Annotated in this window: 28 protein-coding genes and 3 pseudogenes; 9 read left to right on the top strand and 22 right to left on the bottom strand. The window is 48.6% G+C overall.

All coding sequences use genetic code 11. From position 1 onward, the window contains the following. Nucleotides 1–129: 129 nt before the first annotated feature. The 8 genes from TURPA_RS17760 to TURPA_RS17725 all read right to left on the bottom strand — a co-directional run bounded on the left by TURPA_RS17760 (nucleotide 130) and on the right by TURPA_RS17725 (nucleotide 4118). On the bottom strand, nucleotides 130–465 hold the full coding sequence (locus TURPA_RS17760) for a helix-turn-helix domain-containing protein (protein WP_014804644.1): 336 nt from the start codon (nucleotides 463–465) through the stop codon (nucleotides 130–132). A gap of 10 nt (nucleotides 466–475) precedes the next feature. Then, nucleotides 476–799: a type II toxin-antitoxin system RelE/ParE family toxin gene (locus TURPA_RS17755; RefSeq protein ID WP_041948673.1), complete on the bottom strand. Its 324-nt coding sequence runs from the start codon at nucleotides 797–799 to the stop codon at nucleotides 476–478. A gap of 323 nt (nucleotides 800–1122) precedes the next feature. After that, nucleotides 1123–1302, bottom strand: coding sequence for a hypothetical protein (locus TURPA_RS17750; RefSeq protein ID WP_014804512.1), 180 nt, complete (start codon nucleotides 1300–1302; stop codon nucleotides 1123–1125). Continuing rightward, nucleotides 1292–1771, bottom strand: coding sequence for a type II toxin-antitoxin system VapC family toxin (locus tag TURPA_RS17745; RefSeq protein WP_014804511.1), 480 nt, complete (start codon nucleotides 1769–1771; stop codon nucleotides 1292–1294). Before TURPA_RS17745 ends, TURPA_RS17750 begins: the two co-directional genes overlap by 11 nt. Before the next feature lie 301 nt (nucleotides 1772–2072). Further along, complete coding sequence (locus TURPA_RS17740) at nucleotides 2073–2330, bottom strand: Txe/YoeB family addiction module toxin (RefSeq protein WP_014804642.1); 258 nt, start codon at nucleotides 2328–2330, stop codon at nucleotides 2073–2075. Continuing rightward, nucleotides 2330–2578: a type II toxin-antitoxin system Phd/YefM family antitoxin gene (locus TURPA_RS17735; RefSeq protein ID WP_014804641.1), complete on the bottom strand. Its 249-nt coding sequence runs from the start codon at nucleotides 2576–2578 to the stop codon at nucleotides 2330–2332. The genes TURPA_RS17740 and TURPA_RS17735 overlap by 1 nt, the downstream gene beginning before the upstream one ends. An 876-nt stretch (nucleotides 2579–3454) precedes the next feature. Further along, a complete protein-coding gene (locus TURPA_RS22230) occupies nucleotides 3455–3856 on the bottom strand; it encodes a putative toxin-antitoxin system toxin component, PIN family (protein ID WP_014804640.1) in 402 nt (133 codons plus the stop codon). Continuing rightward, nucleotides 3840–4118 (bottom strand): AbrB/MazE/SpoVT family DNA-binding domain-containing protein, encoded by a 279-nt coding sequence (locus tag TURPA_RS17725; RefSeq protein WP_014804639.1) that lies wholly within the window; start codon nucleotides 4116–4118, stop codon nucleotides 3840–3842. The genes TURPA_RS22230 and TURPA_RS17725 overlap by 17 nt, the downstream gene beginning before the upstream one ends. 318 nt (nucleotides 4119–4436) lie before the next feature. On the opposite strand from TURPA_RS17725, the gene TURPA_RS24460 reads away from it, so the two are divergent. After that, a complete protein-coding gene (locus tag TURPA_RS24460) occupies nucleotides 4437–4622 on the top strand; it encodes a hypothetical protein (RefSeq protein WP_157210576.1) in 186 nt (61 codons plus the stop codon). Nucleotides 4623–4981: 359 nt separating this feature from the next. On the opposite strand, the gene TURPA_RS23195 is transcribed toward TURPA_RS24460, so the two are convergent. From TURPA_RS23195 to TURPA_RS17690, 6 genes are all read right to left on the bottom strand, one after another. Continuing rightward, nucleotides 4982–5527, bottom strand: a complete 546-nt coding sequence (locus TURPA_RS23195) for an SH3 domain-containing protein (protein ID WP_014804638.1) — start codon at nucleotides 5525–5527, stop codon at nucleotides 4982–4984. A 1325-nt stretch (nucleotides 5528–6852) separates the two neighbouring features. Further along, on the bottom strand, nucleotides 6853–7512 hold the full coding sequence (locus tag TURPA_RS17710; protein WP_014804636.1) for a hypothetical protein: 660 nt from the start codon (nucleotides 7510–7512) through the stop codon (nucleotides 6853–6855). Nucleotides 7513–7828: 316 nt separating this feature from the next. Next, entirely contained in the window at nucleotides 7829–8500 is a 672-nt protein-coding gene (locus tag TURPA_RS17705) for an SRPBCC family protein (RefSeq protein ID WP_053332230.1), read from the bottom strand. Nucleotides 8501–8814: 314 nt separating this feature from the next. Beyond that, complete coding sequence (locus tag TURPA_RS17700) at nucleotides 8815–9432, bottom strand: hypothetical protein (RefSeq protein WP_014804634.1); 618 nt, start codon at nucleotides 9430–9432, stop codon at nucleotides 8815–8817. A 228-nt stretch (nucleotides 9433–9660) separates the two neighbouring features. Then, nucleotides 9661–10458: a hypothetical protein gene (locus TURPA_RS17695; RefSeq protein WP_014804633.1), complete on the bottom strand. Its 798-nt coding sequence runs from the start codon at nucleotides 10456–10458 to the stop codon at nucleotides 9661–9663. A 255-nt stretch (nucleotides 10459–10713) separates the two neighbouring features. Further along, the gene (locus TURPA_RS17690) at nucleotides 10714–11349 is read right to left on the bottom strand and encodes a hypothetical protein (protein WP_157210575.1); all 636 of its coding nucleotides are present in this window, start codon (nucleotides 11347–11349) and stop codon (nucleotides 10714–10716) included. Nucleotides 11350–11793: 444 nt separating this feature from the next. Between TURPA_RS17690 and TURPA_RS17680 the strand changes: the two genes are divergently transcribed. From TURPA_RS17680 to TURPA_RS24455, 3 genes are all read left to right on the top strand, one after another. Continuing rightward, nucleotides 11794–12015 (top strand): hypothetical protein, encoded by a 222-nt coding sequence (locus TURPA_RS17680; protein WP_041948668.1) that lies wholly within the window; start codon nucleotides 11794–11796, stop codon nucleotides 12013–12015. After that, nucleotides 12002–12376 carry a type II toxin-antitoxin system VapC family toxin gene (locus TURPA_RS17675; RefSeq protein WP_041948667.1) on the top strand — a complete coding sequence of 125 codons (375 nt, stop codon included), beginning with the start codon at nucleotides 12002–12004 and terminating at the stop codon, nucleotides 12374–12376. The genes TURPA_RS17680 and TURPA_RS17675 overlap by 14 nt, the downstream gene beginning before the upstream one ends. A gap of 213 nt (nucleotides 12377–12589) precedes the next feature. Beyond that, a complete protein-coding gene (locus TURPA_RS24455; RefSeq protein ID WP_014804630.1) occupies nucleotides 12590–13084 on the top strand; it encodes a hypothetical protein in 495 nt (164 codons plus the stop codon). A 52-nt stretch (nucleotides 13085–13136) separates the two neighbouring features. Here the strand turns inward: TURPA_RS24455 and TURPA_RS17665 are convergent, their stop codons facing one another. The 7 genes from TURPA_RS17665 to TURPA_RS17635 form a co-directional block, all read right to left on the bottom strand. Beyond that, nucleotides 13137–13535, bottom strand: a complete 399-nt coding sequence (locus tag TURPA_RS17665) for a putative toxin-antitoxin system toxin component, PIN family (RefSeq protein ID WP_014804629.1) — start codon at nucleotides 13533–13535, stop codon at nucleotides 13137–13139. Further along, nucleotides 13532–13801: an AbrB/MazE/SpoVT family DNA-binding domain-containing protein gene (locus TURPA_RS17660; protein WP_014804589.1), complete on the bottom strand. Its 270-nt coding sequence runs from the start codon at nucleotides 13799–13801 to the stop codon at nucleotides 13532–13534. Before TURPA_RS17660 ends, TURPA_RS17665 begins: the two co-directional genes overlap by 4 nt. Nucleotides 13802–14152: 351 nt before the next feature. Next, the gene (locus tag TURPA_RS17655) at nucleotides 14153–14875 is read right to left on the bottom strand and encodes a hypothetical protein (RefSeq protein WP_041948666.1); all 723 of its coding nucleotides are present in this window, start codon (nucleotides 14873–14875) and stop codon (nucleotides 14153–14155) included. 334 nt (nucleotides 14876–15209) lie between these two features. Continuing rightward, nucleotides 15210–15968, bottom strand: a complete 759-nt coding sequence (locus TURPA_RS17650; protein ID WP_014804627.1) for an SH3 domain-containing protein — start codon at nucleotides 15966–15968, stop codon at nucleotides 15210–15212. Nucleotides 15969–16217: 249 nt separating this feature from the next. Continuing rightward, complete coding sequence (locus tag TURPA_RS24450) at nucleotides 16218–16433, bottom strand: DUF6290 family protein (RefSeq protein ID WP_014804626.1); 216 nt, start codon at nucleotides 16431–16433, stop codon at nucleotides 16218–16220. After that, a complete protein-coding gene (locus TURPA_RS17640; protein WP_217157593.1) occupies nucleotides 16424–16699 on the bottom strand; it encodes a type II toxin-antitoxin system RelE family toxin in 276 nt (91 codons plus the stop codon). Before TURPA_RS17640 ends, TURPA_RS24450 begins: the two co-directional genes overlap by 10 nt. Before the next feature lie 350 nt (nucleotides 16700–17049). After that, nucleotides 17050–17406, bottom strand: coding sequence for a hypothetical protein (locus TURPA_RS17635; protein WP_014804624.1), 357 nt, complete (start codon nucleotides 17404–17406; stop codon nucleotides 17050–17052). Nucleotides 17407–18164: 758 nt separating this feature from the next. Here TURPA_RS17635 and TURPA_RS24445 point away from each other — a divergent pair. Continuing rightward, nucleotides 18165–18642 (top strand): annotated as a pseudogene (locus tag TURPA_RS24445) (hypothetical protein). Between the two features lie 509 nt (nucleotides 18643–19151). Here the strand turns inward: TURPA_RS24445 and TURPA_RS24440 are convergent. Beyond that, on the bottom strand, nucleotides 19152–19439 hold the full coding sequence (locus tag TURPA_RS24440; protein ID WP_014804622.1) for a CPBP family intramembrane glutamic endopeptidase: 288 nt from the start codon (nucleotides 19437–19439) through the stop codon (nucleotides 19152–19154). 121 nt (nucleotides 19440–19560) lie between these two features. Between TURPA_RS24440 and TURPA_RS17605 the strand changes: the two are divergent. From TURPA_RS17605 to TURPA_RS24435, 4 genes and pseudogenes are all read left to right on the top strand, one after another. Then, nucleotides 19561–20833: pseudogene (locus tag TURPA_RS17605) on the top strand (IS3 family transposase). Between the two features lie 599 nt (nucleotides 20834–21432). After that, nucleotides 21433–22344, top strand: coding sequence for an SH3 domain-containing protein (locus TURPA_RS17590; protein WP_014804621.1), 912 nt, complete (start codon nucleotides 21433–21435; stop codon nucleotides 22342–22344). A gap of 347 nt (nucleotides 22345–22691) precedes the next feature. Continuing rightward, nucleotides 22692–23282 carry a hypothetical protein gene (locus TURPA_RS17585; protein ID WP_157210572.1) on the top strand — a complete coding sequence of 197 codons (591 nt, stop codon included), beginning with the start codon at nucleotides 22692–22694 and terminating at the stop codon, nucleotides 23280–23282. Between the two features lie 185 nt (nucleotides 23283–23467). Continuing rightward, nucleotides 23468–23773: pseudogene (locus TURPA_RS24435) on the top strand (hypothetical protein); the annotation flags it as partial. Nucleotides 23774–23910 lie beyond the last annotated feature (137 nt).

The following is a 23910-nucleotide window of genomic DNA, read 5'->3' as shown; positions in this document are numbered from 1 at the left end:
AGCCCGGCAAAACCAAGCTCCTGCTTGGCCGGGCGCAGGGCATCTCTGGCGCGTAGGGCCGAGCACCCGAGGAGCTACGGCACCGCAGGGAGCGCAGCAGGTAAATTTTGTTGTATGCAGTTGCGCGATTCAGGCACCAATCAACGCGTACTTTTCCGGCAATTTGGTGTCTGTTTTGAGTAAATATAGCATTCGCTGAGCTGTGCCATTGGGCTCATTTCTACCATTTTCCCAGGCTTCTACAGTCTTGATAGAGACACCCATGAGTAAGGCAAAAGATCTTTGCGTCAATTTCAAACTCTCTCTAATGCGCTTAATCTCACGATTATTGTAGTGCGAAAGCGGCTTTATTGCGATTTGTCTTACGCGAGCACCGGCTAAGGCACCGCTTTTTTCAAAGGCAATAGCTTCCTTCAGCCCCTGTATACTGCTTTGGCCTACTTTTGTTTGTGTCCGTGTTTTCATATATGCATCCTCACTTAAGTTGGTCAATTAGCTTCTTTATCTGAGCCTTTTCCTCTGGAGAAATATCAGACTTTTCATTTTTCGAGTATGCCGCTATAGAATAAAGTTTCTCTCGCCGGACAAAATCGACGTAACAAACTCGCGCGCCACCTCGTTTCCCTCTGCCTTTCGCGGCCCATCTAATCTTACGTAAACCACCGGTTCCCGCAACTGTATCACCACTTTCAGGATTTTCTGCTAAAAAATCCTCCAGCTCCCACAAATCTTCTTCACTTAAGCCGATCTTCGTCCAAGATTTCAAGAATGAAGGCAGCTCAATGAAAACCCTGAACACAATCAAATTTTGACCCTATTCAATAGGGAGTCAATGTTTTTGTGAAATCACTACGACTTATCGCGCAATTGCATACAACGTTGGTTTTACCTTGACGTTTTTGCTTGTGGCTTCTTAGTCACAAGCAAAAATGTGCCCGAAGCGCCTGCCCGAGCCCGCCAAGGCAGGCCCACTGGCCGGCGGGCGCAGGGCATCTTCGGCGCGGAGTGGCCGAGCACGCGAGGAGCTACGGCACCGCAGCGAGCGCAGCAGGTAAAACTTGTTGTCTGAAGTGATTTGCCACTTTGTACGCCGCATTTTTCGGCAAGGATGCCGAAAAATGGCTACTTAGCTTTTGCACTTGCTAATTCTGGTCTGTATTGCTTAAGCTTGAGGGAGGCCTTAATGTCTGCAGTCTCCAATCTCAATTTTTCGAGCAACTGTGAAGTTGTCAGACCCTTGTCGGCTTCGTAAATCTTATCCTTCCAGGCTCTGACTTCTTCTAATGACTTGTCAACTTTCATCTTCGCTCACCGCCATTGGCACCATCAGTTCCAAATGCTTTCCATAACCGCGCAACAAATTAATAGCGTTGATGGCTTGCATTCGCCTGTAGTTCGCCAAGTGTTTCATATTCCAACTTAGTAGCGCGTCAAGCTCATAAACGGTGGCTACGGCAGCATGCCTGCAGTCAACCTCGCACCGGGGAGGGAGGATTTTGGCTTCCAGATAGGCTTGAGCTAGGATTTCAACCTCTTCTGATAGATCGATAATCTGTGGCTCATATTTTTGTATCAATTCGCGAAGTAAAAGCTGCGTATTCGGATTGGCCTGACTGATTTCCCTCAATACCTCATCAGAAATAAACAACTCATACTGATTTCTGGCGTAGTTTTCAAAGAACTGCCGGGTTATATCCCTTTTTTCAGGAGCATCATCGGCATAGTAAAAGTTCCAAACCGATGTCTCTAAATACAACTTAACTGGCTTCAAATTGCTTATTCCTTGAGTAACCCTGCTTGAATTCGCTTCGGCAATGGCCCGTCAAGGATGACGGGGAGCAGGGCGAATCTGTTGGCAAATCATTTCAGACAACGCGGGTTTTACCTTGACGTTTTGGCTTGTGGCGTCTTCGCCGCAAGCCAAAACGTGCCCGGAGCGCCTGCCCGAGGAGCACAAAACAAGCGTCCCGCTTGTGCGACGAGGGCATCTTTGGCGCGGAGCGGCCGAGCACGCGAGCCAACGAAGTGCTCGCGCGCGCAGCAGGTAAAACTTGTTGTCTGCAGTTCGGCGCTTAGTAGTGATAGCGGCAGGCTATAATGACAAGTGTCTTGTTGCCTTCGACCTGATATACAAGTCTATGCTCCGGGTCAATTCTGCGTGACCAATAGCCTTGTAATTGGTGTTTCAGGGGCTCAGGCTTCCCAATACCCTCATATGGAGAGCGTTTTATATCTCTGATTAAATCATTAATTTTTTTCAATGTCTTTCGATCTTCTGACTGCCAGTGAACATAGTCCTCCCAGCCGGCATCCGTAAATAATACATTCATCAAGGAATCTTTACTTGCTTCAATTTACCTGCTCGGTGCTGCGCGATGGACTTTTTCAAGTGTTTGACATTGGCGTCAGAGGCTAAAAGGTAATTTGTTTCTTGCAACGAATTAAACTCATCTAACGAAATCATTACAACATTTTCATCGTTTTTTCTCGTAATGATGAGGGGATAATGCCCTGTGTAGACATCGTCCATGTACTTCTTAAGGTTCTTCCTCAGATCACTGTAAGAAACCGCATCCATAAGTACAATATATTGTACAATCTATATGTTGTCAAGAAAAAGTGTCTTGCGCCGAATTGCAGAGAACGTTGATTTTACGCTGACGTGCGCCTGCGGGTGTAAAGTGTTTTGCCTTTTCACCCATTGCGTTTTACGCGAAGCGCATGTGCCCGGAGCGCCTGCCTGAGGAGCACCAAACAAACGTCCCGTTTGTGCGACGAATGCATCTTTGGCGCGCAGGGCCGAGCACGCGACCCAACGGAGTGGTCGCGGCGCAGCGCGTAAAATTTGTTCTATGTCGTTGCCGTCAAGCGGTCGCTTGGGGGGGTAGGGCCGTGGCGTGTTCGCAAAACCCGCACTTTACCTGTCGAGCGGCGCGAGGTCTGCGAAAAGCGGAGTTCGCAAGCTTTCCGTAATTCCCGCCGCGTACGAATGAACGTGGGCTCGCGAACGTAGCGCAAGACGAAACCTGATCCATCGCGCCGACAACTCTTCGCGGGTTTTGCGAATACGCCTGGGTAATACTCTTGCAGCGATCGCGGAGCGTCGCGATCTTCATCTATAGCAGTCGTTACACAACCAGCGTTGATGCCTGGAAGGAGCTTACAATGACGAGGTGCTCTTCGGCTTTTCTACCTCTTCGCGACGCTAGGCAATGACATAGAACGCGGATTTTACAAGACGTTTTGCCTTGAAGCGTCTTCGCTGCAAGGCAAAATGTGCCCGAAGCGCCTGGCCGAGGAGCACCAAACAAACGTCACGTTTGTGCGACGAGGACATCTTTGGCGCGTAGGGCCGAGCACCGCGTGGCAGCGAAGCGAACGCGGGCGCAGCTTGTAAAATTTGTTAGGCGCAGTATCGCATCGATAGAGGCCATTGCCAAGGATGGCAATGGCCTCATGTTTTCTTTTCTTTAACCGTGGCTAGAAAAGCGGCCACGGTACTTACGGGTATATGGAATCCCTGAACTTCCCGCAAATCCTTATCACCGCTAACGATGAAATCAGCTTTTCCCGCATATGCCGCGTTGAGAAATTTGTTATCATCGGCGTCCCTGCATAAATCGAATTTCCGCGTAACTTGGACCAGGATTCCAAACTCCCGGAAATATGAATGCCATTCAGCCGCGATGGCCTCATCCTTAGAAAAATTGAATAAGGACCTTTTGTATTCAGACAGGATATCAGGAGTAACAATTACGTCAATTTTTCCGTTTTTGACCAAGTTCAGCAATTCCAATGGCTTGCCGCCATAGAAAATCGCCGAAATCAGCAGGTTCGTATCAAATACTATTCGCAACTTTCTTCTTACGAGCTGCTTTGATGGCGGCCTGGATATCGCTTTTCTTTAACTTCTTCTGCTTTCTAATTTCTTGGCTGCGTGCAATAAGATCATTAAACTTTGAAATTCTGGGTGGTTCAATTTTCTGCAGAAGGACGTTTTTGCCATCAGTCATAATGGCCATTTTTGTGCCCACGGCGAGTGCTAGACGCTTACGGATTTGAGTTGGGATAACAATTTGTCCCTTCGAAGAAAGGCTCGTAATTTCGTACTTTTTCATGAATGTAAGACCTTCTTACCCTGCTAGGTTACACTGTATATGACAAAACGGCAAATAATTGTCAAATTTCGCTGCCAGGGAGGGCAGCGATGAGGGAATCTTAAAAAAATTTGCGATATTGCGCCTAACGTTAGATTTTACTAGACGATTTGGGGTGTGCCGTCTTCGGCGCAACCCAAATTGTGTCGAAGGCGACTGCGGCGCGCCCGCCAATAAAGCTCAACTGAGCTGCGGGCGTCGACGCATCTTCGTCGCCGAGACCGAGCACGCCTTTCGCGTAGCGAATGGCGGCGCAGCTTGTAAAATCTGTTGCCCGCCGTGCCGGCTAGCGAGCGCTACAGAGCCTCGATCGGGCAGGGGCCAATTGCTTTCAAGCTCGCGATGCGTGGCCTGCGAAGCCGCAATACCGAATTCGAACAAATAGTAGGATTTCTGACGCTCACGAACCTCGATATCAGGAGCGCCTACCGAGCAGTCGTGCTTGCGCCAGTCGCCAAACTCTAATCTTCACCCAAATAGCAAGCCGCAAGCTCGACTGCACACAGTGCTTCTTCTATTCTTCGGCCACGCATAGGCATGGCGGGCAGCGTGGAATTTACCCGAAGTCGATAGTGCATCGCACAATAGATGCGGTCTTCATTCGAAAGCCGCGACTTGATGCACTATCGATTTGCCGAAGGTCGCCTCGTTGCGCCCGACCAAACAAACGTCCCGTTTGTCGGGCGTCAACGACTCTTGGCGACCGAGGCCGAGCACGCGACCCAACGGAGTGGTCGCGCGCGCAGCGGGTAAATTTTGTTGTCTGACGTTGTCGCGCGTCACGCCGGCATGGAGGTCGGCGTGACTCTTTTTGTCTTAGACTATTAAACACAGTTACTTAGGGTATTAGTGCAAAACTGGTCTATCCAACCGGTTCTATGCTTTACCTTTATCTTCAAATATCTCCCTGAACATTCAAGGATTTCATCTGGGCCTTCTGGATTAGGATATCGCAGCAAAAACGACAATATGCTTTCTTCATCGGGTACTTTTCTGACTCTAATTGGAGAGCTAATACCAAAATGAACATCTACATGTTTTCGGTGAATCCAACCTTTCAAGCCAGGTATGGTTGCCTTTTCTCCAGAAATTTTATGTTTCATGCGTTTCGCAAAAGCTATATCGGGGGAATCATGAACATAATACTCAAAATCTGTTACTTCAAACCAACCGTCTTTATACCCAATGATTGAAAAAACCGTATCGCTGGGAATTGCGGTCAGGATTTTGCCATTAGGAGATTCCCGAATATTCGTACCAGCAGGGTCAGAATCTTTACTATATGCGCCTGTTTGGCATTGGACTTTTTCTGCCCCAAAAAGGCAAGGAGAAGAGCTCCAGATCAGGGCGATAAGTAAAAATTTTTTCATAAGCGGGAAAAGACTCCGGTGCCCGATGAAGTCGTCAATCAGATTAGCCGCACCCGCACGGATGCGGGTGAGATAAGAGAAGCGCGACAATGTCAGACAACGTTGGTTTTACCTTGACGTTTTTGCTTGTGGCGTCTTCGACACAAGCAAAAATGTGCCCGGAGCGCCTGCCCGAGCCCGCCAATGCAGGCCCACAGGCCGGCGGGCGCAGGGCATCTTCGGCGCGGAGTGGCCGAGCACGCGAGGAGCTACGGCACCGCAGCGAGCGCAGCAGGTAAAACGTGTTGGGTGCCGTAACGAATTTACAGAGTCTATAGCGGATCGCCAGCATTGAGAAGAGCCCATAGTTCGTTGGGACTAATTGGGCCTGGTTTGCTAATTAGTCGCCTATGGATTTCCAGATATTCTTCCTTAGGTCTAAAGAAGAATTTCGGATTCACATGGTCGAAAGGCTTGAAAGGTCTATTTATGCCAGCATTGTGCAGCAAAATGTGTGCCCCTCAGGCTGATACAAGATTTCCCTGAGGGTTGTTCAACTCTTTCTCCAAAATCGGAATCAGCCTGCTACTAGGGGACAGTATCATCTGTCGATGCAGTAACTTGAAATTCACTGAATTTGCAACAAGCATCTCATCAGTCGCAACTTCCGCCCAGCAAGGCATTAGTTCATCGGAAATCGTGAGAAAAATATCATGCTCACCAGCCCCCCGCCAGACATTTGTCTTTGTGGCTGCCAGGACTATATTGGACATTGCACATTGATGTTTTGAAACGAATTGCCTTAGGTTATCCGACAATTGAGTTTCATTTATCTTATGTGCTAAAAAGAGCCCGGAATGATATCGGAGATCGCAGTTGATGCTGAACTTCTCTGAAACTAAGACAAAATTAGCCCGCCACGGTTGTATGAACCCGGCTGACTCATAGTCTTTCCTTTGCCTCGAATTCAAGCTTGCAGTGGCTTTCTGCAATCTATCGCAGGTCGTTTCCTCAGATATTGTCGGTAAACTAGGCTTTGTACAACTTAAGACGAGCACTGACAAAAACAGTTTCAACACGGTCAAAACTAACATTCTACACATCTTACGACTCCTGCTCATGTCATTCGTTATGGCACCCAACGCGGAATTTACCTGACGTTTGGTGACGCTCGTGTCATTATTTCAATCTGTAAAGCCATTTTGCGTCACCAAATGTGCCCGGAGCGCCTGCCCGAGCCCGGCAAAACCAAGCTCCCGCTTGGCCGGGCGCAGGGCATCCTGGGCGCGTAGGGCCGAGCACCCGAGGAGCCACGGCACCGCAGGGAGCGCAGCAGGTAAATTTTGTTAGGTGCAGTGCGCTTCGATGTAAGTTTTGATTTTTACAAATTGTTCTACTACATGCGCAAACTCGGATGCTTTTTCCGGGGCATTGATGATTATTAAGGAAAGGAAGCGACCTAACTCCAACTGCAGGATAAAAATTGGATGTTTTTTGCCAGTAGCAAGCCCATCCAGCAAGCCTATCAGCTCTGGCACGAAAATCTTTTTGAATAGTTCTTCTGAGGTACCGGCTATGAACCATGGCGTTTTTTGGAAAGGCAGCTTATGGACCTTTCTTGGTAAATTTGGCTTCGCTTCAAGGTCATAGAAATTTGACAGGATCAGGGAAGGATCCTTTGGGATAATGTTTGGCAAACGAGAGTATAACGCAAAGACAATACGGGAATATTCTTCGCGCCGATTTAACGGCATCTCAGAAAGAAAGCCAGACACGCCACGACCAAAGTCATACGAAGAGTTAATCAATGGTCGTAATCTTTCTGGAAATGCAAGACACATTTCAATCGAATCAGCGGATTCCGCAAGCATAGAGAAATTAGTGGCCGATAAAGACCGCCTTAATCGATTTAAGTCACTGCCCCTTAGCATTTCATGAACTTTGTTCGCAAAGTATAGAGCCAATAGGCCCGTTACAAAATAGTACAGCGTTTCATAGTTTTGCATAAAATTAGCGCATTGCACCAAACGTTGGATTTTACGCTGACGTTTTTTGACGCCTGTGTCAATTATTCAATCTGTAAAGCCGATTCGCGTCAAAAAATGTGGTCGTAGCGGCTCGCGGTGAGGCGCGAAAACACACCTCCCGGTGTGCGCGTCATCCGCGATCTCTCGCCGCGAAGACCCGAGCACGCGACCCAGCGGAGCGGTCGCGGCGCAGCGCGTAAAATTTGTTGGCTGAAGTAATTGCGCCTGTGACCCCGTATAGGAGGGCCGGGCGGCGAGAAACCAAGCGTGAGGATCCAAAAAGGTCCAACCTTTGCTACTTAAATTCGGTATCAATGCAACAATTCTCGCTGAACTGTATAATTGACAAACCTGGTCCCCAATCATTGACTACAAGACCAAGTTGGTTTAGCGTATTGAACCATACTTCTCCAGAAAGCATCTCACCCTCGAGCTGCCCTTTGAATTTAGTACCTTCCGTCAGGTCCGAAAGATTCAACTGTGATATGATCTCTTCCCTAACCAACTTCTTCTTGTTAAAAGTTGTTTTTCGAGGGATCTTTGGCGAATGTTCAAGCAAAAAGCGCAGCTGCTCTATAAATGAGACCCAACCCTCTGTAATATTACCGTAGTATGCATCCCATTCAATGTTACCACTAAGCCCAGCTCTTACGAGTGTTAAGTTTGTGGCGTCTTGGTCAGACTTAAGGATGAAAGTATCACCGCCGTTCACTACAAGCTTATACTTCTGAACATCATCAGTTTCTTCTTTCACATCAGTAAAATAAATCGTATTTATCTCATCTTCAAGGCTGGGCGTAGCCCAACCATGCCACTGCATTAGTTTCTCTTTATGGCGAAGAGCGTGCCAGACGGCGTCTATTACCGCATTGATGGTAATGGTGAGTTGAGGTGTGTTTTTTTCTGATTGCGATATTTGCATAAATCGTCTTAACCTCTGTAAATTCTCATTTTTCTCGATTGCCATCTATCATGTAAATGAATTTGATTAGCATTGGCTTTAAATCTCAAATCGTAGCCGCGTCGCCACGAAGGCGACGCAGGACAAAGGCGCAATTATTTCAGCCAACGCGGAATTTACCCGACGTTGATGGTGTGCCACACAATAAAACCGGCCTTATTTGAAAAGCCGCATATTAAGCACCATCAATGTGGTCGGAGCGGCTCGCGGCGGCGCGCAAAAGCAAGCGTCCCGCTTGCGCGCCGTCCGCGATCCTTGCCGCGCAGACCCGAGCACGCGAGGAGCTACGGCACCGCAGCGAGCGCAGCGGGTAAATTTTGTTAGACGCCGTTTTGTGAGATAGGGAGTGATTTATCATAAAAGTCAACTCTGCCAATAAAGAGTATCTCGTATATCGGGTCTTGTGACCAATCTTGGCCCATTGATTTCAGGCTATTTGCCGCGGTTGCATCGCCACGCCAATATGATTCGGAAATTGTGCGAATAGTGTCGGAGTCCATAGAATGCCCTATTCTCATAAAATCAACCCAACTTGAATCATGCCTTGAGAAGGTGTAGCCGGCATAAGTCTTAACCTTTTTCAATAGCCGATTGCCGACGTGGGCCATATGTCTTTCTCGATATTTATTGGCCTCTGCTTCTGAGTCGAATAGAAAAATCGCCTGGAGCCTCGAAGGGTAATTCATAAATGAATGCTTTCTGTGGATTTCCAAATTATATTCGGCTATATAGCGTATTGTCAGCCCACTTTGAAATGGGCTAATGGCAGCCCGGAAATTCGGATTTGGGGTGAACATCAAGTTTTCTTGAGTATCAGTTGTGCCGGCGGAAGTAAAACTGCCAGCAAGCGTGACTTGATGCTTTGTCATGAAGTTGGTCGGATCGATCCAAACCCAGAAATCTCGTGTTTTGCTGTCTTTGAATATGTTGCTACTCATGTATGAAATCTCTTACATCACAAAATGGCGTCTAACGTTGATTTTACGCTGACGTTTTGACTTGCTGTGTCTTCACAGCAAGTCAAAATGTGGTCGGAGCGGCTCGCGGCGACGCGCGAAAACACACCTCCCGGTGTGCGCGTCGTCCGCGATCTTTGCCGCGGAGACCCGAGCACGCGACCCAACGAAGTGGTCGCGGCGCAGCGCGTAAAATTTGTTGTCGGCCGTTCATTTTGCAGAAAGATCTTGCGAGTAAAATACTATCATCATGGCTAAAATTTCGGAGCCCGATATTCTGCCGCGTCCAGGAATATCAAACATATCTGTGTGTGGGAATGGTTTACTTATCAAGATTACTAACTTATTATCAATGACTTTGGGATTCTTCTTGAAGCTTGAATAGGTTATGCGGTGGAACCTCTTAAACTCGTTTCTCGGCACCCAAAAAATACTGCCCGGTTCAAAAGATAATTCAATCCCAAGGTACTTCTCCGCCGCCAATAATGCTATGTGCTTTTGCTGAAATTTCACCGGGCAGGGATGTTTGTTAGCAGGCCAATCTGAGTCTTCAGTGCATAGGGTCGGAAAAAAAAAGAACACGGACGGATCTTCCGCATTCAGCAGGATATGCCCCATTTCTGGAATAGCTTCAGCAAAATGTGAAAGCGATTTTTCAAACCTTTGATTATGCGGCCCCCCAGAGGCGAAAGTAATACGGGGAGACAGTTTGAGGGCAGCCAATAAAGACTCGTCGCTTGGCATTTCGAGTAAGTCGGGATACCACATATCTATTAGTATAAATTTCGATTTCCCTTGCGCCCGCCTTAGAAACTCTGCTGAGGCGGTCCGAAAAGCGTGTCTAACAAGTCGATTTGTATCATACTCTTCTACAGATTTCAACCTTACTCCAACGTCTTGCGAAGTTATTTCGACGATAATTATGTCCTGAGGTTTTATGGGTTTTGCTGCTAGCGTTGAAATCATTAACGCTAACAGGGTTGGTGCTTTTAGAAAAGTTAATTTCATAAATGAATGGCCGACAACGTTGGTTTTACCTTGACGTTTTTGCTTGTGGCTTCTTAGACACAAGCAAAAATGTGCCCGAAGCGCCTGCCCGAGCCCGCCAATGCAGGCCCACTGGCCGGCGGGCGCAGGGCATCTTCGGCGCGGAGTGGCCGAGCACGCGAGGAGCTACGGCACCGCAGCGAGCGCAGCAGGTAAAACGTGTTCTCTGCTGTTGTCGCACCTGTGAGTGAGCGCAAGGATGCGCGAGCGCCCAATCTACTTTGCCAGATCTTCAGCCATGGGAAAAATAGTATTTGGCATTTCAGCCTGTTTCAAACATTTCCCAATATACCTGAGTATTGTATACTCTTCAATCGACGAGCAAGCAACACTTTCGTATACATTTTTTCGCCATGCGTGACCAATCGTAAATTCCTTACCGGAAATAACCTTGGCGCCCATACACCAGACGGAAACACTCGTAGTCGCTTTGCTTTCCCTCTGTAGAGTAACGAGAAAGTCAGCGAAGTACGGCAATTCCTTCCCATCTTTGACATATACCGGAGATGGCCAAAAGGGATCATAATGAGAACTTTCGAGAAAGACCCTTTCAATTTCGCCATTTTCTGAAATCATAGTTTTTTGCTTATTAATGGAAACTGAACCTGTCATGAGATTGGTAGTTTGACCTGTTTTATAGTCGGTGCTTTGCCGGCCTGAAAAGAATTCTGCCTCATTGGCCTCTATGCAATCATAAATCTGTTTTGGCGTCGCCTTGAAGGCCCAAGACATTGGGTTTAAACTTTTTAACGGCTTACGAACCATGGTGGCCCCACAGCCGATCATAATTAATATTGCTGTCCCATAAATGAGGTAGCATTTAGAAGATTTAAGTGTCATTTTTTCTCTCATCTGTTTTGTCGCAATAGTATGGACAGTTTATGCTATGCTACTCCTTCGGCAAGCAGCGGCACGGATGCCGCTGGGTATAAAAGGTGCGACAATAGCAGACAACGTTGGATTTACGAGAGGTTTTGGCGGCGCACTATGTCAATTCTTTAATATGGCAAGAGCATATTTAGCCGCCAAAATTTGCCCGAAGTGCTTGCCCGAGCCCGCCAATGCAGGCCCACTGGCCGGCGGGCGCAGGGCATCTTTGGCACGTAGGGCCGAGCACCCGAGGAGCTACGGCACCGCAGGGAGCGCAGCTCGTAAATCTTGTTGTGCGACGTTTTTGCGGCTGCACCTGCGGCCACGGACGGCCGCGGGTGCCTTAGACGCTGTTACCCTGTTGATAATTCACGGCCTCAACGCAGCATATGGTTGACAATCGAATTCTGGTCTATATTGTTACACATGGCCAAATACGCCTTAAACATCCGGGACGAAGCAAAGGGAAAGAACTTAGTGCTATTCCTCAAAACTCTGGATTTTGTTAAGGTTTCAGACGTTCAGCCCGCTAAGAAAGCTAAAAAACGGCTCCCTAAAGATTTTTTTGCTGCTCAAGGGGTATGGAAAGAACGAAAAATTACCGGCAAAGAGCTTCGGGAATTGGCTTGGCATCGTGGTAATCGTTGATACCGATGTCATGGTAGAATTCCTTCGGGATTCTGCTGATGCAGCCAAAGCGCTAAGGGTAATCAAGGCAGAAAATCTTGCGATCTCTGCTGTCACAAGAATGGAGCTTCTTGTCGGTGCATGGAACAATGCGGAGCTACGGAAAATTGAAAAGGCTCTGGATGCAATTCAAGAGTTTGCCATATCTGAGGATATTTCCACTAAAGCTGTTGACCTGATACGAAAGTATGCGAAGAGTCATGGTCTCAAGATACCTGACGCAATAATTGCCGCGACTGCAATGGACCAATCCTTTCAGCTCTTCACTTACAATGTTCGGGATTTCAAATTTATTAAAGGCCTAACCCTGTATTCTGTCTAGCGGGGCGGCGTCGGCACGGATGCCGACGCAGTACAAGCCGCAAAAATGTTCGCACAACGTTAGATTTTACTAGACGATTTGGGGTGTGCCGTCTTCGGCGCAAACCAAATTGTGTCGAAGGCGACTGCGGCGCGCCCGCCAATGAAGCTCAACCGAGCTGCGGGCGTCGACGCATCTTCGTCGCCGAGACCGAGCACGCCTTTCGCGTAGCGAATGGCGGCGCAGCTTGTAAAATCTGTTGCCCGCCGTGCCGACTCGCGAGCGCGACGTCGCATCGATCGGGCAGGGGCCTATTGCTCTCAAGCTCGCGATGCGTGGCCTGCGAAGCCGCAATACCGAATTCGAACAAATAGTAGGATTTCTGACGCTCACGAACCTCGATACCAGGAGGGCCCACCGAGCAGTCGTGCTTGCGCCAGCCGCCAAACTCTAATCTTCACCCAAATAGCAAGCCGCAAGCTCGACTGCACACAGTGCTTCTTCTATTTTTCGGCCACGCATAGGCATGGCGGGCAACGTGGATTTTACGCTGACGTTTTGACTTGCTGTGTCTTCGCAGCAAGTCAAAATGTGGTCGTAGCGGCTCGCGGCGACGCGCGAAAACACACCTCCCGGTGTGCGCGTCGTCCGCGATCGTCTGCCGCGGAGACCCGAGGACGCGACCCAGCGAAGCGGTCGCGCCCGCAGCGCGTAAAATTTGTTGTCTGAAGTTTCGCGACCATGTCGTCATATCGCCGAAGCCAGGGATGGCGAGGCGAAACTAATGTCCTCGGAAAACCTCTAATAGGAAGGTTGCCGGAGATACGATTTTAATAGGAAAATCGGAGATGGATAAAATATCCTTATCCCCAGATATTAGATAATCGGCGCTTGACGCCAACCCTAAGGCCAAGATAAAGTTATCATTGGGGTCGCGACAAACATCGACTGTTTGCGTAACTGCAACAAATGTTGCTCTCTTGATCAAAGTCTCCTGCCAATGAGAAGCCAACTCGGAGTTTTTGGAAAGGCGCTCAATTACCTCAACGTATTCAGCAAGTAGCTCTGCGGACAGTACGAGTTCAAATTCGCCACTAAGCCACTTCGATACTACTTGAGACGGTTTCCCAGACCAAATAAGACCGGCGACAAAGACGTTTGTATCAATAATGACTTTCATCGAGCGCGTTTAGCGCGTGAGGCTTTGATAGCCTTTTGTAAATCCTTAGGCGTCACTTTGCGGTTTTTCATAACTTCTCGGGTGCGGCGTATAAGGGCATCAAACTCGGCCTTGTCTGGTTCGTTTATCTTTTTGAGCAACAGATTGCTGCCGTCTGCTATCACAATGAATTTTGTACCCTCGCCGATAGATAATTGAGACCTAATACTCTTGGGGATTACTACCTGCCCTTTAGAGGAGACGCTCGTGATTTCAATAGTTTCCATATCACCCCTTGTAAGAATTTCTTACTAACGGTACGACATAATTTTTAGCATAACTTGGCAAGATATTCAGAGAGGTTTTGAATCGGCCATGGCTGGCCGAAAGTACAAAGCAAATTAAGCGAAATTTCAGACAACGTGGATTTTACGCTGACGTTTTTTGACGCCTGTGTCAATTATTCAATTTGTAAAGCCGATTTGCGTCAAAAAATGTGGTCGTAGCGGCTCGCGGCGACGCGCAAAAACACACCTCCCGGTGTGCGCGTCGTCCGCGATCTTTGCCGCAGAGACCCGAGCACGCGAGGAGCTACTGCACCGCAGCGGCGCAGCGCGTAAAATTTGTTGGCTGACGTTTTATGGGCCACAGCCCGCTGGACATGGGTTTCGACACTTCAAAACTTTTGGATTTATTGCTTCGATAGTTAGGGTTTTTCGGTTTAGATGCCAAGCTCGATCTAATGTGAGGTATTTTGCGAGCGAACGATCATACGAAGTGGATATGAGATAGAAATTTTCGGCCATTTTTTCTTCACCCTTGCACATCATTATGTACTTATCGCCGGGCTCATCTTCAGCCGGAAGAATAATGAAATCTAATATTCGATGAATGGAAAAACGATCTCGACAATAGCCGGTGATTATTTCAAAAGTTGCAACACCATACCGTTTACCATTAATTTGGAGATCAAATTTTGACCTAGAGAATTGTTCTCTGTCATTATAGAGATCAGAGATTGTTTCACCGCCACCTCGATCGCCCACCGTGTTTTCGAAAAAGCCCGTATATGTAGTACCTTTTAACCGATTCAAATCTTTGATAGTTATGTCCTTGAATTTAGCACAACTTGCATAATTATAGTAAATTTCGTCCTCTTTTGCATATAAAAGGTTCCCCTCAACTAGTGTTTCCAAGATTATTTGCCCATTCTTTTTGTCTTCATATCGCTGCCTTATCGGTAAAAAGGTCGTGATTGGCAGAACCACCTTTTTCGAATGGACTTTGCTCATCTTCGCGTCTGAATAGAATGCAAATTTCGCAGAAGCGCGCGGCTTAAAGCCTGTGTACTCATCAGACACACCAATTTTCTCGAGTGTAGTTACTCGACAAGAGAGAGTCATGGACAGTACGGAGATAAAAGCGCATTTGCGATAAGTTAATATTGTGCCCATAAAATGTCAGCCAACGGTGGATTTACCTGATGTCGATGGTGCGCCGCACAATAAATGCCGGCTTATTGGCTAAGCCGCTCTTGGCGCGCCATCGATGTGCCGCAGGTGGCTGCGTTGCGCCCGCCAATTAAGCTCGATAGAGCGCGGGCGTCAACGCATTTCAGGCCACCGGAGGCCGAGCACGCGAGGAGCTACGGCACCGCAGCGAGCGCAGCAGGTAAATATTGTTGTCTGAAGTGCGCTATTTCGTGACAGCGTAGTGTCGCATTCTCCCAAGTGGTCTTGGTGGAATATATTCAGCTTGCTCAGGTTTACGATCTGACGAAAGTATTTCATAATCAAACGAGCCGTCGCTCTGTTGCGTAAATCGCAATTTGAGATTATGGCGATTTCGGTCGACGAATGCCTGGGAAGCCCGCTCGTACGCATCCGGTCGCTTGTCATTCACAAACCCCGGGTTCTCTTCTGGTGCAAGGCAACTGTCATAGCACCCTGGCAGAATGGTTACATCAGCGGTAATTGAATTGTTTTCAATCTTCCAAACGCCTTTCGCAGAACCAAAATGGCATTCTAACGCCATATGTACCTTACCGCCAGGAATAAACCGAATGGCATCGCAAGTTTCGCAGCCATCGCGGAGGCAGCCACCAATGAATGCGTTAAGATTAGCACTGCTCGGCAGGACACTTAAGAGGCTTCCAAATATCCAGCCGCGCGTGCCGTTATGCTCCACTTCAAACCACCTATCTTTTTGATTTTCAATTTCAGCAAAATCCCCCATATCTACGAAATTGACTTTAGTATTTTGAGGCAATAGCGCCTTAATGGCTGAATTAACATTCGGCTCAGATCTCAAATTGGTCCCATTTTTTGGCAACGTGTAGTATATTTCATTCGATGCCTTTTTAGGGTTAGGCAACTCTGCAGTAGGCTGGATTCCGCCAGATTTTTTACAGTTCAAAATTAGTATTACGGAAAATATTATTGTGAGCAATCTCATAGTATCAAACTCCTGTAGCGCATTTCAGACAACGTGGAATTTACCTGACGTTTGGTGACGCTTGTGTCATTATTTCAGGCTGTAAAGCCTATTTGCGTCACCAAATGTGCCCGAAGCGCCTGCCTGAGGAGCACAAAACAAGCGTCCCGCTTGTGCGACGAAGGCATCTTTGGCGCGTAGGGCCGAGCACGCGAGGAGCCACGGCACCGCAGCGAGCGCAGCAGGTAAATTTTGTTGTCGGCAGTAGCCTTAGGAACCAAGGATTTGTTCAAAACTATGAAATTTTGTCTTTTTCTTGGATGCAGATTTCTCGAAATCAGCAATGACCTGTCGATCGACAAGATCCTCATAGGTGTCCATGATAGACTTCTTGATCACAGTTGATTGGTCAATATCCAATTCCGACGATAATTTTTTCAAGATTTTGGATTCTTTTTCATTGAATCTGACTGATATTACTGCCATTTTTTGTATACCTCATCCCGTTTCGCTATCGAAATAACATAGTAGTCTGCATTCTCGACATAAAAAATCGCCCTGTATTTACCCTTTCTCAACCGAAAATACAACCGCTCATCCCCAGCATCACCCTTCAAAGCCTTAATGTCAAATATGCTCAAGTCATGAGTCAATTCCAAGGCTTGAAAAGCATGGTGAAATTGTTCAAAAATGAGCTTCGGCAACTTGCCTTTTTTATAGGATTTCTTGACCGCATCTTCATATTGGATCACTGTTTGCAATGTATTACACATTGATTGGCCTGTCAACTGAAATCAGTTTCCAAGGATGTCAAAGTAATAAGGCTATTGCCGACAACGTTGGATTTACGAGAAGTTGATGACGCGCCGCACAATAAAAGCAGGCTTATTAGGAAAGCCGCATACTAAGCGTCATCAATTTGCCGAACCCACAGCGTTGCGCCGCACCGAATGCACGTCACGTGCGTGCGGCGTCAACGCTTCTTTGTGGGTGAGGCCGAGCACCCGAGGAGCTACGGCACCGCAGGGAGCGCAGCTCGTAAATCTTGTTGTCTGAAGTGGGCGATTGGGATGAGATAACGAGACATGGATGTCGAGTTAGATTAACAGAAAGGTGCATATATTGGATTTTTCTTGAGCTGTCTTCTCCGCTCCTGAGTATTGGCTTCGCGGAGACTTTCCTGCCAATCTCTATAGGCGGATTCGAAATCAGAATCATCTCGCTTCAAAAATTGTAAATATATGGGAATGTCGTCTCTGACTACAAGATACATATCTAGGCTATTTAAATGCAGCATGACTTCATGAGATATGCGATCACCGGCCAGCCAGCCCTCGTAGCTGTCTTCCCCTGGCAAACATCGGGCTGATGCCCAGCGCCAAACATCGTTCTCCGTCAGCTTTGCTTCAGTCCATTCTGTTAAGACCTGAATTATTTGGTTTCTGGCGGTTTCTGGCATTACCTAGCTCTGGGATAGATACTAACGATTCTTACGGCTTCAAGAATATTGTTATGCATTTGGCATGTAAAGCATTGCACAGTCTTGGCGAGCCATGGATGGCGAGCTCTTTTCGGAGAAAGTCTTTCGCCCATTTCAGACAACGCTTGATTTTACAAGACGATTTGGGGTGCGGCGTCTTCGGCGCAACCCAAATTGTGTCGAAGGCGACTGCGGCGCGCCCGCCAATAAAGCTCAACTGAGCTGCGGGCGTCGACGCATCTTCGTCGCCGAGACCGAGCACGCCTTTCGCGTAGCGAATGGCGGCGCAGCTTGTAAAATCTGTTGCCCGCCGTGCCGACTCGCGAGCGCGACGAAGCGTCGATCAGGCAGGGGCCAATTGCTCTCAAGCTCGCGATGCGTGGCCTCTGAAGCCGCAATACCGAATTCGAACGAATGCCAGGATTTCTGACGCACGCGAATCTTGAAGTCGGGAGCGCCAACCTAGCGGTCGTGCTTACGCAACTCGCCAAATTCTAATCTTCACCCAAATAGCATGCCGCAAGCTCGACTGCACAGAGTGCTTCTTCTATTTTTCGGCCACGCACAGGCATGGCGGGCAACGTTTGATTTTGCAAGACGATTTGGGGTGTGCCGTCTTCGGCGCAACCCAAATTGTGTCGAAGGCGACTGCGGCGCGCCCGCCAACAAAGCTCAACTGAGCTGCGGGCGTCGACGCATCTTCGTCGCCGAGACCGAGCACGCCTTTCGCGTAGCGAATGGCGGCGCAGCTTGTAAAATCTGTTGCCCGCCGTGCCGACTCGCGAGCGCGACGTCGCATCGATCGGGCAGGGGCCTATTGCTTTCAAGCTCGCGATGCGTGGCCTGCGAAGCCGCAATATCGAATTCGAACAAATAGTAGGATTTCTGACGCAGACAAGCCTCGAAGCCAGGAGCGCCAACCGAGCAGTCGTGCTTGCGCCAGTCGCCAAACTCTAATCTTCACCCAAATAGCAAGCCGCAAGCTCGACTGCACACAGTAACTCTTCTATTTTTCGGCCACGCATAGGCATGGCGGGCAACGTTTGATTTTACAAGACGATTTGGGGTGCGTCGTCTTCGGCGCAACCCAAATTGTGTCGAAGGCGACTGCGGCGCGCCCGCCAATAAAGCTCAACTGAGCTGCGGGCGTCGACGCATCTTCGTCGCCGAGACCGAGCACGCCTTTCGAGAAGCGAATGGCGGCGCAGCTTGTAAAATCTGTTGCCCGCCGTGCCGACTCGCGAGCGCGACGTCGCACCGATCGGGCAGGGGTCAATGGCTCACAAGCTCGCGATGCGTGGCCTGCGAAGCCGCAATACCGAATTCGAACAAATAGTAGGATTTCTGACGCTCACGAACCTCGATACCAGGAGGGCCCACCGAGCAGTCGTGCTTGCGCCAGTCGCCAAACTCTAATCTTCACCCAAATAGCAAGCCGCAAGCTCGACTGCACACAGTGCTTCTTCTATTTTCCGGCCACGCATAGGCATGGCGGGCAACGTGGAATTTACCCGACGTTGATGGTGCGCCACACAATAAAACCGGGCTTATTTGAAAAGCCGCATATTAAGCACCATCAATGTGGTCGGAGCGGCTCGCGGCGGCGCGCAAAAGCAAGCGTCCCGCTTGCGCGCCGTCCGCGATCTTTGCCGCGCAGACCCGAGCACGCGAGGGCCACGGCACCGCAGCGAGCGCAGCGGGTAAATTTTGTTGTGCGATGGGGGCTATTGGTATAATCTCCCGTATGTAACTTCATCGTATGCAGCATGCATTAACATTAGAGAAAGGAGCTTTCGACGGTAGTAATAGATAATTAAAGCCGCTAGGCCCCAGCAGAAGGTATGGATGAGGTTAACAGGTCCGTTGCACCAATGGACTGAGGCGAAAATAAATGCCCCGAATAAAAAGAAGAGCCATTTTCGTTTAAAATAAGTCTCAAAGAGTTTTGTATAGATGCCTCTGAAAATGGTTTCCTCATATACCCCGGCCGTAATTGAGTAAAACAAAACCATTGGCCAATTCACTGCTTCTTCATGATCAATGGGCCGCTGAAACGACCACAATTGCCAGTGTGTAGCGACCCCCTAAATCACCGGACACCTTATCCTGCTCCTAAGACATAGGAGTAGTGATATGAATAATGATAGTACTAAGGCTAAGGTAGAGTTAGTCACAACCGTCCAGCGGCGGCGCAGATGGTCGGTCGCGGAGAAACTGGAGATTCTGGTAGAGGCCGAACAGCCCGGTATGAGCATGTCGTATGTGGCCCGAAAACATGGAATCGCAGCGACGCAGATTTTCAAATGGAAAAAGCTGAAAGAGGCTGGCGCTCTGACGGCTGTTGGCAGCGAAGAGGAAGTATTGCCCGTATCGCAGGTCAGGCAGCTCCAAGAGCGCATCCGTCGGCTGGAGAGCATTTTGGGTCGTAAGACGGAAGAAGTTGAAATCCTCAAGGAAGCCGTGCGTATTGGACGCGAAAAAAAACTGATCTCGCACAAGCCATTGCGCGGCATCGAGGGTTTCGAGTGAATCAGGTAGCGGATGTATTGCGCGTATCTCGATCCAACCTCTATGAAAGCTTGAAATCCTCACGACGCGGAAATAAAACCGACCAGACGGTAGATGAACGAGTACTGCCGGAAATCCGACGCATCTGTGATGAAAGACCGACTTACGGGTATAGACGCGTGACAGCAATGCTCAACAAAACCCTTGAAAAACAAGGCTTTTCACGCGTGAATAAGAAGCGCGTCTACCGATTGATGAAGGTGCACCAGTTGCTGCTGCAAAAAGTTGCAAGCCGTCGCACCCTTGTGCATGATGGCAGAATCATCACGGCGAAAAGTGACGTGCGCTGGTGCATGGATATATTTGGCGTGCTTACCTGGGATGGCACTCACGTCTGGGTGGCGTTTGTTCTGGATTGCCACGATCGGCAAGTCATCAATCACTTTAGCAGCACCGTCGGCATCGACGGTCTGAACATTCGCGACATGCTGCTCGGTGCAGTCGAAGAGCGCTTTGGCAAGGCTGAATGCCCACACACCATTCAACTGCTCAGTGATAATGGCCCACAATTCACGAGCCGTGAAACGGTTCATTTTGCATCTTCCATCGGCTTTCAAGTCTGCACGACGCCTGCCTATAGCCCTGAAAGCAACGGTATGGCCGAAGCATTTGTGAAAACATTCAAGCGCGATTACGTTTACATAAATCGCCTTGAATCCGCGTGGAAAGTAATGCCGCAGATTTCAGACTGGATGCATGACTACAACCATCATGCGCCCCATAAAGGCTTGAAGATGCGTTCGCCGGTTGAATACAGGAACCTAATGGCAGCAGGTTAAGCTGTCCGGTTTTCGGGGGTCACTGCACAGTGCGGATTTGCTCGGAATATGTCTACTAAGGCCGAGCCAAAGCCTTTAAGTATGAAAAAGTAGTAGAACAAAAAATATAGAATGGCAAAAAATTCCTCGGTAATGACATCAGATATTCCAGGCCACCCAAGACCGGCCAAAGAAAGTCTATTACTTTTTCGGAGCCAAAATATCGTCAAAATCGGTACAACTAAATAAAAGAATTCGTCAAAATACACAACCCATTTTTTCTCATTTATATCTCCATAGATTATGAAAAAGTCGTTCACCAAGAGAGGCCAGATGATCAGGAAAATTATTTTGAATGGAGAGTTAATAATCTTAGCCCCTTTCGCACAACGTTGGATTTACCTGACGTCGATGGTGCGCCGCACAATAAATGCAGTCTTCTTAGCGGAGCTGCTCTTGGCGCGCCATCGATGTGCCGCAGGTGGCTGCGTTGCGCCCGCCAATGAAGCTCGATAGAGCGCGGGCGTCAACGCATTTCAGGCCACCGGAGGCCGAGCACGCGAGGAGCAACGGCACCGCAGCGAGCGCAGCAGGTAAATATTGTTGTGTGCAGTGGCTAATTCGGGATGATTTATGTTGACGAAATCACTGAATATATAGCCGAGGTTGAAGTGCCGATATGAAATACCTGTTTGCCTTCATGATACTTGGATGCGTAAATTTGCTGGCGGTCGAATTTCGCGCTGTGAATGCAATAGGTGGCGTAAACCTACGTAAGGAGCCACGGAAGAACGCGCCATTAGTAACAACGATACCTGACGCTGCAATCGTTAAGATACTGGATCAAAAGGAACAGGCAGCTGAAACTATTGATGGATTTGCAGGCAAATGGTTAAATGCCGAGATAGAGGGGAAGAGTGGCTGGGTTTTTTCTCGATTCCTGACTGAGTTTCCAGTCACAGAGGATTGTTTGAAATTCTTTGGGCGTGTGGAAGGGCAAGCGCACCCCGGTCAAAAGTTGATTTGTGGCCGCGGCAGAGATAGGCTATTGTTGAATGCACAATGGTTTGGCCGAAGAATGCTGGAAGAGAATATGAAATGGAATCCGGAAGGCTCCAGAACCCAGTTACGGCAACTCAATAAAATCATTCAGATTCATGAGATAGAAGGGAACCTGGCCATTGTGACTGTACCGGCCATAGTGGATGACGTGTTCACCTTTATTTCACCTAAATCCCTGTGGATTTTCAAGGGAAATTTCTGGCAACCAATGCACATCGGAAAGCGTCGCAGCGTCGCAACGATTGTGAAGGTAAACAATGACGAGTACGCGGATGCTATAGAGAGTTCAGGCTGTTGTGGGTGGGTGCGGGTTACAATCTACTTTGGCCAGAGTGACGGAAATCTGAAACAAGTATTCGAGAAGGCATTCGTAGACAACAACGAATTTAAACTAATGAGCAAGACTTGCCAGAATCTGCTGATTTCCGGTGCTGAGATTGATGCAAATAATCCGAATGAGAATCCGCGAAGAACGTATACATTTGACTGTCGAGATGGTCGCTTTGCGAATATGCCATTGAGAAAATAAGTTTCTTAGCCATTGCACACAACGTTGGATTTACGAGAAGTTGATGACGCGCCGCACAATAAAAGCAGGCTTGTTTGGAAAGCCGCATACTAAGCGTCATCAATTTGCCGAACCCACAGCGTTGCGCCGCACCGAATGCACGTCACGTGCGTGCGGCGTCAACGCTTCTTTGTGGGTGAGGCCGAGCACCCGAGGAGCTACGGCACCGCAGGGAGCGCAGCTCGTAAATCTTGTTGTCTGACGTAGTTGCTTGAATAGGCCCAGCCACGGACGGCTGGGCCGCAATCATGTATGAACACATTATGTCATTTACAAGCCAAATATACCACTTCAGGTTGGACGAGGAGATGGTCGCTAACCGATTCATTGTAGCTATAGGATGCTGCTTCTTAGGGCTTCTTTTTCCGGATAGCAATTTCTTGCGGAGTGAGGCAAAGGATTCAGGAGCTTCAAAGAAAAGTGCAAGTTTGCGAATAGCAAATGAGTCGGGCGCCTTCGAGTTTCAGGTTCCTCGGAAATTGGAACTCGTCTATTCGAAAAAGCAGACACCTTTGATGTTCTACGGCAGGAAAATGACGCTGGAATTCCATGAATACAAGTCAAACGACTTCTTGATTGGGTTTACAGAGATTCCAGGTGTACCACTAGCAGATCTATTCCGAGCTCATTGTGGAAATGAAAGGTCGGACCGGTATGTAATTCGTTCAGAGAAGATAACGAAACCAAGAAATGGCTATTTGCGTGAAAGCATATTTCAAGGAAGGCATTCGCTTATGATGTTCTTGGATGGAGGCAGAAGTTCTTATACTTTTGTAATTTCATGGCCGAAAGAAGATAACAATATCCCTTCAAAACCTGACACCTTATCCCGAAATGAAATCGAAGAGATCGGCCGTTCCCTCAAGGTGAAGAGCACCCGCAAGGATGCGGGTGGATGAGGACTTTTTTCTGCAACTATGTCAGACAACGTTTGATTTTGCAAGACGATTTGGGGTGTGCCGTCTTCGGCGCAACCCAAATTGTGTCGAAGGCGACTGCGGCGCGCCCGCCAACAAAGCTCAACTGAGCTGCGGGCGTCGACGCATCTTCGTCGCCGAGACCGAGCACGCCTTTCGCGTAGCGAATGGCGGCGCAGCTTGTAAAATCTGTTGCCCGCCGTGCCGACTCGCGAGCGCGACGTCGCATCGAACGGGCAGGGGCCAATCGCTCTCAAGCTCGCGATGCGTGGCCTGCGAAGCCGCAATACCGAATTCGAACAAATAGTAGGATTTCTGACGCCCACAAACCTCGAAGCCAGGAGCGCCAACCGAGCAGTCGTGCTTGCGCCAGTCGCCAAACTCTAATCTTCACCGAAATAGCAAGCCGCAAGCTCGACTGCACACAGTGCTTCTTCTTTTTTTCGGCCACGCATAGGCATGGCGGGCAACGTTGATTTTACGCTGACGTTTTGACTTGCTGTGTCTTCGCAGCAAGTCAAAATGTGGTCGTAGCGGCTCGCGGCGGCGCGCCCAAACACACCTCCCGGTGTGCGCGTCGTCCGCGATCTTATGCCGCGAAGACCCGAGG

This window comes from Turneriella parva DSM 21527 (assembly GCF_000266885.1).
In the GTDB taxonomy this organism is placed as follows: domain Bacteria; phylum Spirochaetota; class Leptospiria; order Turneriellales; family Turneriellaceae; genus Turneriella; species Turneriella parva.
Note: the sequence above shows the minus strand (reverse complement) of the source record. Positions and strands in the feature narration are given on the sequence as shown.